The following is a 13053-nucleotide window of genomic DNA, read 5'->3' as shown; positions in this document are numbered from 1 at the left end:
TTTACGCGAGTACAGCAACTTCTGTGCGCGAGGTCCAGTCAATAGGGTCTTGCTGGAGCGCCATGTCGATGTCGATCCCTAACGTCAAAGCGACTTCGGCAGGGAACCGGTCCGTCATCTCGTTTTTATTCAAATTGGCCTCCTTGGCACGGGCTCGCCAGGACGCCAAATGAAGCACCCCCGCCATCGATTCATAGGCGTCATTGTCAAATGGGGCACATTGGTGCTGCAGCGCATCCACGATGGCCTGCGGGAACTGCCAGCTACGGGCAAAACCAGCGCCCACATCCGCATAGTTGTAGCCCAGGACCTTGCTCTCAGCGGCAGCCCGCTTCAAGCCCAGAACCGACACACGGGATGACAGCGACAGGAACTCGTTGGGCAAGCCCAGGTGCATGACCAGCTCACCGGTGGCGTGAATCAAACCGGCCGTGAATGCCGCAGGCTGATTTTGCCGAACCATGCCAGCCAGAAGCCGTGACAGCTTGCCCACATTGAGGCTGTAGGTCCAGAACTGCTGCATATCCAGGCCCGGAATCAATTTGAACGCACCCACCACGGCCGCCGCCGCGGCCAGGGACCGAACCTGATTTAGGCCCAGCAGCGCCAGCGCCTCCGGCACGCTGCTGACCTTGCTGGTCAGCTGAAATTGCGCCGAGTTGGCCAGCCGCAGCAAGCGCGTGGTCAGCACCGGGTCAGTATTGATCAACTGGCTGATCTTTCTGAGGTCGGGCTCATCCTGGTCAAGCTCGTTGAGCAGCAAAGCAATCACTTTGGGGATGCTGGGCAGCGCCCCGTTAGAAGCCAGCAATTCCCCGAGTGTCATCATGGCCTATTTCCTGGGTTCAGATTATTGAATCAAGGTCATTATCAGCCAGACCCGCAAAATGGAAACGTGCCAAAATTCGGCATGAATCCCGTCGCCCTCCCGCCAAAATGCGGGTTGAAAGCTACGGCTTCTGAACCCGCCCCCTCACCATAGCAAAGCCCTGACCATGCGCGTTAAAGACAAATCCATCATCGTGACCGGTTCTGGCGGCGGCATTGGCGAAGGCATTGCCAAACGGCTGGCGAATGAGGGCGCCCGGGTCATCGTCAATGACATCAATCCCGTCCTGGGCGAAAAAGTGGTGGCCGACATCCTCTCAGCGGGTGGTATAGCTTCGTTTTTTGCGGCGGACGTCACCCGCTCTGATGAGGTGCGGGCGCTGGTGGCTGCTGCCGTACAGCGCCATGGCGCACTGGACGTGATGGTCAACAACGCGGGCTGGACCCACCGCAATCGCCCGGCGCTGGAAGTGACCGAAGACGAGTTTGACAAGTGTTATGCCGTCAATGTCAAAAGCATTTACCTCGCAACCATCCATGCCACACCGGTGTTCCGGGCACAAGGCGGCGGCAGTTTCATCAACATCGCATCGACCGCTGGCGTGCGTCCGCGCCCCGGCCTGACCTGGTACAACGGTTCCAAGGGCGCAGTGATCACGACCTCCAAGTCGCTCGCGGCCGAGTTGGGGCCGGACAACATCCGGGTCAACTGCATCAACCCGGTCTTCAACCCGGACACCGGACTGGCGGCCGAATTTGCGGGCGGTCCGGTGACAGAGGAACGCAAGGCGCAGTTTCTCGCCTCCATCCCGCTGGGCCGGTTTTCCACGGCGCTGGACGTGGCGAATGCTGCGCTGTATCTGTCCAGCGACGAGGCCGCGTTCATCAGTGGCGTGTGTATCGAAGTTGACGGTGCACGCTGTGTTTGACAGCCTGATCATCAAGAGCCCCACCTCATGACTGAACGCCACACGCCCCGGGTTGTGCCACTGGTTGACCTGCGCTCGGCGTCGCATCTCGTGCCGCCCGCCGCCTTTTCTGCCGACACACACATCGCCGCCAACGGCCTCCTGTCCGACACACGGGGCCGCCCCCTGCGTGATTTGCGGATCAGCGTGACGGACCGCTGCAACTTCCGCTGCAACTACTGCATGCCGAAAGAAATTTTCGACAAGGACTACAGCTACCTGCCGCACGCTGCCCTGTTGTCCTTTGAAGAGATCACGCGCATCGCCAAAGTCTTTGTCGCCCATGGCGTGCAAAAAATACGCCTTACCGGGGGTGAGCCCCTGTTGCGCAAAAACATCGAGTTACTGATCGAGCAGTTGTCGGTCCTGCGCACGGTGGAGGGCCGCCCGCTGGACCTGACGCTGACCACCAATGGCTCGTTGCTCGCGCGCAAGGCCCGTGACCTGAAAGCCGCCGGCCTGCAGCGCGTGACCGTGAGCCTGGACGGGCTGGATGATGCGGTCTTTCGCAGCATGAATGATGTGGACTTTCCGGTAACCGACGTGCTGGCCGGCATTGAAGCGGCACAGGAAGCCGGCTTGGGCCCGATCAAAATCAACATGGTGGTCAAGCGCGGCACCAATGAGCACGAGATTTTGCCGATGGCGCGGCGCTTCAGGGGCAGCGGCATTGTGCTCCGTTTTATTGAATACATGGACGTGGGCGCCACCAATGGCTGGCGCATGAACGAGGTGCTGCCGTCAGCGGACGTGGTTCAACTGATTCACGCCGAACTGCCCCTGGTGCAACTGGAACCATCCAACCCCGGTGAAACAGCCGAGCGCTGGGGTTTTGCAGACGCGTCTGGCCAGCATGACAAGGCCGCCGGTGAAATTGGTGTCATCAGCAGCGTGACGCAGGCCTTCTGTGGCGACTGCAACCGGGCCCGGCTGTCCACCGAGGGCAAGCTGTACCTGTGCCTGTTCGCGTCCCAGGGCTATGACCTGCGCTCGCTTCTGCGCGCAGAGGCCTCCGATGCCGACCTGGCGTCGGCCATCGGCCATATCTGGCAGGGTCGCTCGGACCGGTATTCCGAACTGCGCAGCGCCATGGAGCCCGATGCCGGCACCGCTGGACGCCGCGTTGAAATGAGCTACATAGGAGGATGACTTGATCAATCCCAATGAAATTACCGGCCTGATTCTGGCCGGGGGCCGTGGCTCCCGCATGGGCGGCGTTGACAAAGGCCTGCAGAACTTCAACGGCATGCCCCTGGCCCTGCACACGCTCACCCGCCTGCAGATGGGCGGCGGCGTTGGGTCCATCATGATCAACGCCAACCGCAACCTGTCGGCCTACGAATCGTTTGGCGCCTCAGTCTGGCCCGACGGGCTTGCCGACTACGCGGGTCCCTTGGCGGGCTTCCTGACCGGTCTGGAACGCTGTGAGACACCTTTTTTGGTGACTGTGCCTTGCGACACGCCCTTGCTGCCGCTTGACTTGGTACCCCGTCTGGCCGAGGCGCTGGAATCGGCAGATGCAGACATCGCCATGGCCGCCGCACCGGAAATCGACAAAGAGGGTCAGGTGCAGATTCGCGCCCAACCGGTTTTTTGCCTGCTGAGGGTGGATTTGCTGGAGAGCCTGGTGAAGTTCACCCAGGCCGGGGGCCGCAAGATTGACGCCTGGACGGCGCTGCACCACACCGTACTGGTTCCGTTTGATTTGCCGGGTGATGATCCGCACGCGTTTTTCAACGCCAACACGCTGGCCGAGTTGCGCCTGCTTGAAAACACCTGAACATGAAGACGATTGACGCGATTGCCGCCGAGCTGGCCGGCTATGACCCGCAAGCCCTGAGTGCGGCCTCTGTCAACACCTTCTTGTCGCGCCTGGTCGCGCCCGTCACGGGCTCGGAGGAGGTGGGGGTATTCCAGGCCCTGGGCCGCGTGTTGGCGCAGGATGTCATCTCCCCCATCAGCGTACCACCCCATGACAACTCGGCCATGGATGGCTATGCGTTGACCGGCGCACAACTGGCGCCTCTGGCACCCCTGAGTCTGAAAGTGGTGGGCACGGCGTTTGCCGGCAAAGCCTGGCAAGGCCAGACCCGGCCCGGTGAGTGCGTGAAGATCATGACCGGGGCCGTCATGCCCGCGGGGCTCGACACCGTGGTGCCGCAAGAGTTTGTCACGCGCAGCGCCGGGGACACCGAGACGATCATCATCCCGGCGGGTCTGCTGCAAACCGGTGACAACCGTCGCAAGCTGGGTGAAGACCTGATGCAAGGCCAGCCAGCGCTACAAAAAGGAGAGCTGCTTACGCCCGCTGCTATTGGGCTACTGGCCAGTTTGGGTATTGAAAGGGTAGCGGTATGGCACAAGCTGCGAGTGGCCTATTTCTCAACCGGTGACGAGATTCTGAGCCTGGGCGAGGCACCACGGGAAGGTGCGGTCTATGACAGCAACCGTTACACCGTGTTTGGCCTGCTGACCCGCATGGGTTGCGAGGTCATCGACCTGGGCGTCATCCGGGATGAGCCAACGCTGCTGGAGGCCGCCTTCACCCAAGCCGCCAACCAGGCCGATGCCATCATCACCAGCGGCGGCGTGAGTGTGGGTGATGCGGACTACACCAAAGCCATGATGAAAAAGCTGGGCGATGTGGCGTTCTGGAAAATTGCCATGCGCCCCGGCCGTCCCATGGCGGTCGGACGCATTGGCCAATCCGTGCTGTTTGGCCTGCCAGGCAACCCGGTGGCGGTGATGGTGACCTTTTTGGCCTTCGTTCGTCCGGCCCTGCTGCAAATGATGGGTTGCACGGCAGCGCCCCTGCCGCTTCTCAAGGCGCGAAGCCTGGAGCCCCTGCGCAAAAAGCCGGGCCGCACCGAATACCAGCGCGGCATGGTCACGACCGCATCCAATGGCGCCCTGCAAGTCAAAACCACCGGCAACCAGGGCTCAGGCGTGCTGAGCTCCATGGTGCAGGCCAACGGCTTGATCGTTTTACATCACGAACAAGGCCATGTGGCGGTTGGCGACGAAGTCGATGTGATGATGTTTGACGGCGTGATCTGAGGCCCCGCCCGCGCTCGGGTCAACGCTGCCGCAGCGCCAGTTCCACACCTTTGTTGGCCAGCATGTCGGCATGCTCATTGCCCGGGTCACCGTTGTGACCGCGTACCCAGCGCCAGTCAATCTTGTGGCCGGAGGTACTGACCAGCGTGTCCAGACGCTGCCAGAGGTCTACGTTTTTCACGGGTTGTTTGGCCGCGGTCTTCCAGCCTTTGGCTTTCCAGCCGGCCAGCCATTCCGTCATGCCTTTGAGCACATACTGGCTGTCCACATGCAGGGTCACGTTGCAGGGACGCTTCAGGGCACTGAGCGCCTCAATCACGGCCATCATCTCCATCCGGTTGTTGGTGGTGCCCAGTTCGCCGCCAAACAGTTCTTTTTGGGAGTCCTCCGTCTTGAGCAATGCACCCCAACCGCCCGGCCCCGGATTTCCCTTGCAGGCGCCATCCGTGTAAATTTCTATCGCGTTCAATCAAAGCTCCAAATTTATCTTGTCATTCAGGGCCTTAGCCCCCGTCAATGCTGCGCTATTTGCTACTGAAACAGGAGCAGAAACCAGTGGCCGGGAAGTTTTCCATGTCGGACTCAGCAGCGTCATGCCACGCACCCGTTTGACGGCGACCACAAAGTACACCGCCCCCAAAATGGGCCACCAGCGGTCACCCGCCCGGTCCATCCAGTCAAAACGATCCAACCATTTCTGGCTGGAGAGTGCCGGACGGTAGCAACCAAAACGTGCCACCTCCACCTCAAACCCCAACAACCGCAACCAGTCGCGCAAGCGCCAGTAGCCAATGAACTCACCTGCTTCAGGCAAAAACATGTGCCCAAAACCGAGCCGATGGTACAGGTGCGCTCGCCGTTGCCGAAATCCCCATAGGGAAGCCGGATTCAGCCCGCTGATGATGACCCGCCCTTCAGGCACCAACACCCGCTCGACCTCCCGCAAAGTGGTGTGTGGGTCACGCGCCAATTCCAGGGCATGAGGCAACACCACCAGGTCCAGGCTGTTGGCGGTAAAGGGGAGTGCGGAGAAATCAGTCACAAAGGTGGCCATGGGTGTCGGCACCGGCGTCGCCAGCCAGCGGTGCGGCATGCGGTTGGCCGCCAGGGCGTCCAGCTCGGGCATCCCCAGTTGCAAAGCGTGAAATCCGAACACGTCAGCCACCGCCAGATCCAGCTGGGCACGCTCCCACGCCAGCATGTAACGGCCAGGCGGCGTCTGAAACCAGTCGTGCAAACCTATAATTTGATCGCTCATGAAGTTATTACCACTACCCGCGTTTACCGACAATTACATCTGGATGCTGCATGACGGACAGCAGGCCCTGGTGGTCGACCCTGGTGATGCACAACCCGTTCTTGAGGCCCTGCAACAACTGGGTTTGCGGCTCGATGCCATTCTAGTCACGCACCATCACCCCGATCACACCGGCGGCGTGAGCGCCTTGCGCCAGGCCACCGGCGCCAAAGTGTTCGGCCCCTTGCACGAAGTCATGCCAGAGCCCCTGATCCGGCTCCAGGGCGGCGATCAGGTGCACACCCTCGGCCTGACCTTCGAGGTCATGGATGTACCCGGACACACGGCGGGGCACATTGCCTATTTTTGCAAGGAAATGGACAGCGCGCCGCTGCTGTTTTGTGGCGACACGCTGTTCAGCGGCGGCTGCGGGCGGCTTTTTGAAGGCACACCGGTGCAAATGCTGGCCTCGCTGGACTCACTGGCGGCCTTGCCAGCGGCGACCCGCGTGTGCTGCACCCACGAATACACCTTGAGCAACCTGAAATTCGCCAATGCAGTAGACCCGGACAACCAGGCGCTGGCCGCGTACACCGCTCAGGCACAGGACTCGCGGGCGCGCCTGCAGCCCACCCTGCCCTCAACGATCCAGCTGGAACGTGAGATCAATCCTTTTTTGCGTACTCGCCAGGCGGCCCTCATCAAGGCAGCACAAGGCTTTGACGCATCAGCCAGCGATGAGGTGGCCATCTTTGCCGCCCTTCGCCAATGGAAAAACAAGTTTCAATGAAATTACTCAATATTTTTTGCCTAACCGGCCTGGTCTGGCTGACAGGTTGTGCCAATCTGGGCCCCTCCTCCTCCTCGGACCCGATTGGCGCTTACGGCAATCAACAACCCAATGCCTCGTCTACCAAAGGCACGGCTGCCAACTCCAGCCGGTCGGGCAACCCAAGCTACAGCGATACCCTCAAACCCATCACCGCTGCGCAAGCCAGTTCGCGCGCAGTCGCCCAACTGGTGCCTCCTGCCGATTTGTGGGAACGTATTCGCCGTGGTTACGCCATGCCCAACCTTGAAAGCGATCTGGTGCATGACCGCGAACAGTGGTACAGCTCACGGCCTGACTACATCCTGCGCATGACCGACCGCTCGCGCAAGTACCTGTTCTACATTGTTGAGGAGCTGGAACGTCGCAACATGCCGACCGAGCTGGCCTTGTTGCCGTTCATTGAGAGTGCCTTCAACCCGCAGGCAGTGTCTAGCGCGAAAGCCGCCGGTATGTGGCAGTTCATGCCGGCCACGGGCAAACACTTTGAACTCAAGCAAAGTGTGTTCCGCGATGACCGGCGTGATGTGATGGCGTCCACCCGCGCAGCGCTGGATTACCTGCAAAAACTCCACCGCATGTTTGGTGACTGGCAGCTCGCCCTGGCCTCCTACAACTGGGGTGAAGGCAGCGTGGGACGTGCGATCGCCAAAAACCAGCGGGCAGGCCTGGGCCTGACCTATTCCGATCTGGACATGCCCATGGAAACACGTTTCTACGTGCCCAAATTGCAGGCCGTGAAAAATATTGTGGGCGATCCGGCTGCGTACAACTCACGCCTGCCCCACATTGAAAACCACCCCTACTTTCAAGCCGTCGACATCAAACGTGACATTGACGTAGCGCTGGCTGCCAAGCTGGCCGAGATTCCACTGGAAGACTTCAAGGCCTTGAACCCGTCGGTCAGCCGCCCCGTCATCATGGCTGCCGGCACGCCACACATCTTGTTGCCCTGGGACAATGCCGCGACGTTCCAGAGCAACCTGGAGGCCTACAGCGGCGGCCGGCTGGCGAGTTGGACCGTATGGCTGGCGCCGTCCACCATGAAGGTATCAGAAGTTGCCAAGCGCGTGGGCATGACCGAGAGCGATCTGCGCAGCATGAACAGCATCCCGCCGCGCATGGTGGTCAAGGCGGGCTCCAGCTTGCTGGTACCTCGCGGAACCCATCTTGATACCGACGTCGGCGCGCATGTGGCAGACCACGGACAGGTCTCACTCGCCCCTGAGATCATTCTGGTCCGCACCACGGTCAAAGCGGGCAAAAAAGACTCGGTGGCAAGTATTGCGCACCGTTATCACGTCAGCACCGCCAGTGTGGCGGAATGGAACAAGGTGAGCACGTCTGCCACCTTCAAAGCCCGCCAGGCCATCGTGTTGCACTTGCCGGAGTCCAGCAAAATGCTGGCCAAAGCCAAAAGCAGCAGCAAAGAAGAAGACGCACGCGAAACCAGGGTGTCGGCCAAGGGCAAGGGCAAAGGCGAACCCAAGTCCAGCCCCCAACAAGCAAAAAACAAACTGGCCAAAGGTACGCGCGTCGCAAATCGCTAAACCCCGGGAGCCGGTCAACTCTTGAAACGCTCCTTGGCCTTCCTCGCAAACTCGTTGGTGTAAGTGGCACCAAGGTCTATCTTGTCCTCAATGACTGCCGGATCAAAACTCGACAGCACGCGCGCTGCCGTGCGTGGACCTTCTTCGGGCATCACGCCATCGGGCGAAAGGGCTTCGCGCCCTTTGTTGAAGGCGGCCAGGTACAAAGCCCGGTCGCCCAGCAGGTAGGCCTCAGGAACCACTTTGATGATGTCACTGGGCCCCGCCGTCTGCAGCCATTTCAGGCTGCGCACGATGGCGTAGCTCATCGCCTGAACCGTTTTCGGGTTTTTTTTGACGAACTCGGCAGGCGCGTACAGGCATGCCGCCGGCATTGGACCGCCGAACACTTCCTGGGCGCCCCTGAGCGTTCGGGTATCGGCAATGACGCGAATCTCGCTTTTTTGTTCCAACATCGTCATCACCGGGTCAACGGTACTGATGGCGTCGATCTGACCGGAGCGAAATGCGCTCAGTGCGCCTGCGGATGTGCCCACGCCCACAAAGCTCACATCAGCGGGCTTCAGGCCTGCACGCAGCAGAATCAAATTGGCCACCATGTTGGTGGACGACCCGGGCGATGAAACACCAATTTTTTTACCTTTGAGATCAGCGATTGATTTGAAATGCGGCACCGCCTTGAGCGACACACCCATGGCAATACCTGGCGCCCGCCCCTGCATCACAAAAGCCAGCAACTTCTGCCCTTTGACCTGCGCACTGATGGTGTGGTCATAGGCACCGGATGCCACATCAGCCACACCCCCGACGACGGCCTGCAAAGCACGCGCGCCACCGGCAAAATCACCGATTTCAACCTCCAGCCCCTCGGCCTTGAAATAACCGAGCTGCTCGGCAATGGTCAGTGGCAAGTTGTAAAAAGCTGCTTTGCCGCCCACGGCGATACTGACCCTGGTTTTTTCCAGCCGCGGTTGAGCCCACAAGGCAGGCGCAACCACCGCCGTAGCCGACCATGCCGTGACAGCAGCAAAGGTTCGGCGATCAAGTCGAATCGAGTTCATAGGAGTCCTCTTTGGCGCTCTTTATTTTTTTGAGCTGCCTGGGTCTGAGCATAGTCAGCCGTCAACTAACCTGCATCGGGAACATCCCCGAGGGGGTTAGTACTTAGATTCAGCGGTAACCGACCAACAGAATGCCGATGTTCACGCCCAGTGCCAGCGCCCAAATCACGCTGCGCACGGTTGCCAGACCCGAGACGTACATCATGATGTACATCAGACGCAGGAAAATATAGATGAGCGCCAGCACGTCCACGCGCGCCTGGTTCGCGCCCAGCTGATGCGCGATGATGATGGCACCGATGAAAAAAGGCAGCGCCTCAAAGCTGTTGGCTTGCGCGGCATTGGCGCGGGCGCGCCAATGCACTTGTTGCTCCAGCCACGCGCGGGGGTTGCCGTTGTCATAGCCCCCGTCACGCCGGGCTGTGCTGAACTTGCCTGACTTGGCGATGCCTGCACAAACAATAGGCAGCAAGGCGGCCACAAGAACGCACCAGTAAGCGATGGTGAAATGAGAAAAATTCATCAGGAATTCAATTTAAAAAAGGCGGAATTATTGCCAGTTCATTGGGCTGGTCCGCCGGGACTCAACGCCGGTCCACAAATGCGTGTGCAATAGTGCCCAGATCAACATATTCCAGTTCGCTTCCGACAGGTACGCCACGTGCAAGACGCGTCAGGCGCAACCCGCGGGACTTGAGCCCCTCGCTGATCACGTGTGCCGTAGTTTCACCTTCAGCGGTGAAGTTGGTGGCCAGAATGACCTCCTGCACGGTGCCGTCACAGGCCCGGTCAAACAGCTTTTTGAGCCCAATGTCTTTGGGCCCGATGCCATCGAGCGGGCTGAGCTTGCCCATCAGCACAAAATACAAACCTTTGTAAGCGCCCGTGCGCTCCACCGCGGACTGATCCGCCGGGGTTTCCACCACGCAGAGTTTGGAGGTGTCACGGCGCGGATCAAGACAGGTGGCGCAAACTTCGGCCTGCGTGAAGGTATGGCAGCGCTCGCAATGCCGCACACTGTCGGCCGCCGTACTGAGGGCGCGCGACAACTCCAGCGCGCCCGGACGGTCATGCTGCAGCAGGTGAAAAGCCATGCGCGAGGCAGACTTCACCCCGACGCCTGGCAGGCGTCGCAGCGCCTGAATCAGGACGTCAACCGAGTTGAGATCAGCCACGCAGCCTTAGAACGGAAACTTCATGCCACCGGGCAAACCAGGCATACCCGCGGTGAGCTTGCCCATTTTTTCGGCCGATGTTTCTTCAGCTTTGCGCACGGCGGCGTTGAAAGCGGCGGCCACCAGGTCTTCCAGCATGTCCTTGTCGTCCGCCAGCAAGCTGGGGTCGATGGTGATGCGTTTGACGTCGTGTTTGCAGGTCATGGTGACCTTGACCAGGCCAGCACCGGATTCTCCGGTGACTTCCACAAAGCCCAGTTCGTCCTGGGCTTTTTTCATGTTGTCCTGCATCGCCTGGGCCTGCTTCATGAGGCCGGCGAGTTGTCCTTTGTTGAACATGGGAATTCCTTGGTTTGGTTTGAAATGTAAAGCGGTGAAGCAATTTGGTGCGGCAGGCGGAATCAGCCCGGCTTGATGCTGCCGGGGACGATTTTCGCCCCAAAGTCACGCATCATGGTTTGCACGAACGGATCGTCAAAAATGATTTTTTCGGCCGCCAGTTGACGTTCAGCCACCAGCGCCGCATTGCGCCGGGCGGGACTGTCGGTCACGCGGCCGATTTCGACCACCAGGCGCACACTGTGGCCCGAGGTCTGCAAGGCGGCGGTCAACCGATCACGCGTGCCGGGCTGGTTAAGCGATTCACGCTCGACCCGCAATATCCACTGGTCGGTGTCGCGGGCAATGAGCTGTGACTGCAAGGCCAACTCGCGCACCAGCGCGGTGATGGCCTCGGCAGCAATGAGCTGCTGCACCGTGCCATGCCAGAACGCCCCCTCCTCGGTGGGCACCAGAACCGCGGCAGCCGTTTGCCCCGACGCGGCCTCGGAACGAGAATCAGCCTGCACACGCACGGGAATTGCTACAACTTCTGTAGCTACCTGCGCACGTTCCACGGGGGCTACAGCCTCTTTTGACTCAAAATAACGTGCATGATCCACCGCCAATGGCGTGGTCACGACATGCAACTGCTGGCCCGGCGGCAAATCGGGTTGCGGCGCAGGCACTGCTTCCAGTTTTGTAGCAGCTTGCGCTTGTTCTGCCTGGGCTGGAGCCCTCTCAGGCTCATCCTCCCAAGGCTGCACACGCGCTGGGGGGCTGGACGCTGGGACAGGTGGCGCCATTCGCACCGGAGCGGCCACGGGCCGCGGCGCATACGCGACAGACGTCGGCCGAACCTCGGTCAGAGCATTATTTGGAGTTTTTTTTTCCGCCACGGCCAAGTGGCCAGTGGCGGGCTTGAAGGCCAGTAAACGCAACAGCACCATGGTCAGCGCCGCATATTCGTCGGGGGCCAAGCCGAGTTCCCCGCGTCCATGCAGGCAGATGCTGTAGAGCAACTGCGTCTCGTCGGCGGGCATCAGCGCGGCCAGGCGGGCCATCTCGCCCGCTTCCGGGTCGGTGTCGTCGGCCTCTGTGGCGCTTGACGGCACGGCCTGGAGCACGGCCATGCGCTGCAACACACTGCTCATTTCTTCCAGTGTGGACGCAGCGCTCAAGCCGTTCAGGCGCAAGGCCTCGGAGGTCTCGACCACCGTCTTGCCATCCCCCAGGGCCAGCGCCTCCAGCAGACGGAACACATACGACCGGTCCACGCTGCCCAGCATCAGGCGCACGGTGGCTTCATCAAGTTGACCGGAACCAAAGGCAATGGCCTGGTCGGTCAGGCTCAGGGCGTCACGCATGGAGCCGCGGGCGGCACGGGCGACCAAACGCAAGGACTGAACATCGGCGGAAACGTTTTCGGCCAGCAACACCTGTTGCAAGTGCTCGCGGATGGTCTCGGGGGCCATCGGGCGCAGGTTGAACTGCAGGCAGCGCGACAACACGGTGACCGGCACTTTTTGCGGGTCGGTCGTGGCCAATACGAATTTCAAATACTCAGGGGGCTCTTCCAGCGTCTTCAACATGGCGTTGAACGCCGTGTTGGTGAGCATGTGCACCTCGTCAATCATGAAAACCTTGAAGCGCCCCTGAACCGGCTTGTAAACCGCCTGTTCCAGCAGCGCCTGCACTTCGTCCACGCCCCGGTTGGAGGCTGCATCCAGCTCGGTGTAATCCACAAAGCGGCCGGAATCAATGTCGGTACAGGCCTGGCACACACCACACGGCGTGGCGGTGATGCCGCCCGTGCCGTCCACACCCTGGCAATTGAGCGACTTGGCCAGAATGCGCGACACCGTCGTCTTGCCCACGCCCCGAGTGCCGGTGAACAGGTAGGCATGGTGCAGCCGCTGAGTGGTGAGCGCATTGGTGAGCGCCTGCACCACGTGGTCCTGCCCCACCATTTCAGTGAAGTTACGGGGGCGGTACTTGCGGGCTAGCACGAGATAAGACATGGGGACCGA

Annotated in this window: 14 protein-coding genes; 6 read left to right on the top strand and 8 right to left on the bottom strand. The window is 60.6% G+C overall.

Annotated features, from left to right (window positions below; translation table 11 throughout):
• Nucleotide 1 precedes the first annotated feature (1 nt).
• Nucleotides 2–826 (bottom strand): HDOD domain-containing protein, encoded by an 825-nt coding sequence (locus tag AC097N_RS02480; protein WP_479579200.1) that lies wholly within the window; start codon nt 824–826, stop codon nt 2–4.
• Nucleotides 827–995: 169 nt separating this feature from the next.
• Here AC097N_RS02480 and AC097N_RS02475 point away from each other — a divergent pair, with 169 nt between their 5' ends.
• Genes AC097N_RS02475 through moeA form a run of 4 tightly spaced genes read left to right on the top strand, consistent with a single transcriptional unit; the run spans nt 996 to nt 4853 of the window.
• Complete coding sequence (locus AC097N_RS02475; RefSeq protein ID WP_479579134.1) at nt 996–1757, top strand: SDR family oxidoreductase; 762 nt, start codon at nt 996–998, stop codon at nt 1755–1757.
• A gap of 27 nt (nt 1758–1784) precedes the next feature.
• Nucleotides 1785–2945 carry a GTP 3',8-cyclase MoaA gene (gene moaA, locus AC097N_RS02470; RefSeq protein WP_479579133.1) on the top strand — a complete coding sequence of 387 codons (1161 nt, stop codon included), beginning with the start codon at nt 1785–1787 and terminating at the stop codon, nt 2943–2945.
• 4 nt (nt 2946–2949) lie between these two features.
• Complete coding sequence (gene mobA, locus AC097N_RS02465; RefSeq protein WP_479579199.1) at nt 2950–3576, top strand: molybdenum cofactor guanylyltransferase MobA; 627 nt, start codon at nt 2950–2952, stop codon at nt 3574–3576.
• Between the two features lie 2 nt (nt 3577–3578).
• On the top strand, nt 3579–4853 hold the full coding sequence (moeA, locus tag AC097N_RS02460) for a molybdopterin molybdotransferase MoeA (protein WP_479579132.1): 1275 nt from the start codon (nt 3579–3581) through the stop codon (nt 4851–4853).
• 19 nt (nt 4854–4872) lie between these two features.
• On the opposite strand, the gene rnhA is transcribed toward moeA, so the two are convergent.
• Both rnhA and AC097N_RS02450 read right to left on the bottom strand, forming a co-directional pair.
• Nucleotides 4873–5322: a ribonuclease HI gene (gene rnhA, locus AC097N_RS02455; RefSeq protein ID WP_479579131.1), complete on the bottom strand. Its 450-nt coding sequence runs from the start codon at nt 5320–5322 to the stop codon at nt 4873–4875.
• A complete protein-coding gene (locus tag AC097N_RS02450; RefSeq protein WP_479579130.1) occupies nt 5323–6111 on the bottom strand; it encodes a class I SAM-dependent methyltransferase in 789 nt (262 codons plus the stop codon).
• On the opposite strand from AC097N_RS02450, the gene gloB reads away from it, so the two are divergent.
• Nucleotides 6110–6880, top strand: a complete 771-nt coding sequence (gene gloB / locus AC097N_RS02445) for a hydroxyacylglutathione hydrolase (protein WP_479579129.1) — start codon at nt 6110–6112, stop codon at nt 6878–6880. The genes AC097N_RS02450 and gloB overlap by 2 nt on opposite strands.
• Complete coding sequence (locus AC097N_RS02440) at nt 6877–8469, top strand: transglycosylase SLT domain-containing protein (protein WP_479579128.1); 1593 nt, start codon at nt 6877–6879, stop codon at nt 8467–8469. The genes gloB and AC097N_RS02440 overlap by 4 nt, the downstream gene beginning before the upstream one ends.
• A gap of 14 nt (nt 8470–8483) precedes the next feature.
• Here AC097N_RS02440 and AC097N_RS02435 read toward each other — a convergent pair whose 3' ends face one another.
• The 5 genes from AC097N_RS02435 to dnaX all read right to left on the bottom strand — a co-directional run bounded on the left by AC097N_RS02435 (nt 8484) and on the right by dnaX (nt 13044).
• The gene (locus AC097N_RS02435) at nt 8484–9530 is read right to left on the bottom strand and encodes an ABC transporter substrate-binding protein (protein WP_479579127.1); all 1047 of its coding nucleotides are present in this window, start codon (nt 9528–9530) and stop codon (nt 8484–8486) included.
• Nucleotides 9531–9639: 109 nt separating this feature from the next.
• Entirely contained in the window at nt 9640–10053 is a 414-nt protein-coding gene (locus AC097N_RS02430) for an MAPEG family protein (RefSeq protein WP_479579126.1), read from the bottom strand.
• A gap of 61 nt (nt 10054–10114) precedes the next feature.
• A complete protein-coding gene (gene recR, locus AC097N_RS02425) occupies nt 10115–10705 on the bottom strand; it encodes a recombination mediator RecR (RefSeq protein ID WP_479579125.1) in 591 nt (196 codons plus the stop codon).
• Nucleotides 10706–10711: 6 nt separating this feature from the next.
• Complete coding sequence (locus tag AC097N_RS02420; RefSeq protein ID WP_479579124.1) at nt 10712–11044, bottom strand: YbaB/EbfC family nucleoid-associated protein; 333 nt, start codon at nt 11042–11044, stop codon at nt 10712–10714.
• Between the two features lie 62 nt (nt 11045–11106).
• Complete coding sequence (dnaX, locus tag AC097N_RS02415) at nt 11107–13044, bottom strand: DNA polymerase III subunit gamma/tau (RefSeq protein ID WP_479579123.1); 1938 nt, start codon at nt 13042–13044, stop codon at nt 11107–11109.
• Nucleotides 13045–13053: the final 9 nt, after the last annotated feature.

The sequence above is a fragment of the Rhodoferax sp. LS1R11 genome, assembly GCF_056521395.1.
The sequence above is the reverse complement of the archived record's forward strand: the minus strand, read 5'-3'. Positions and strand labels throughout refer to the sequence as shown.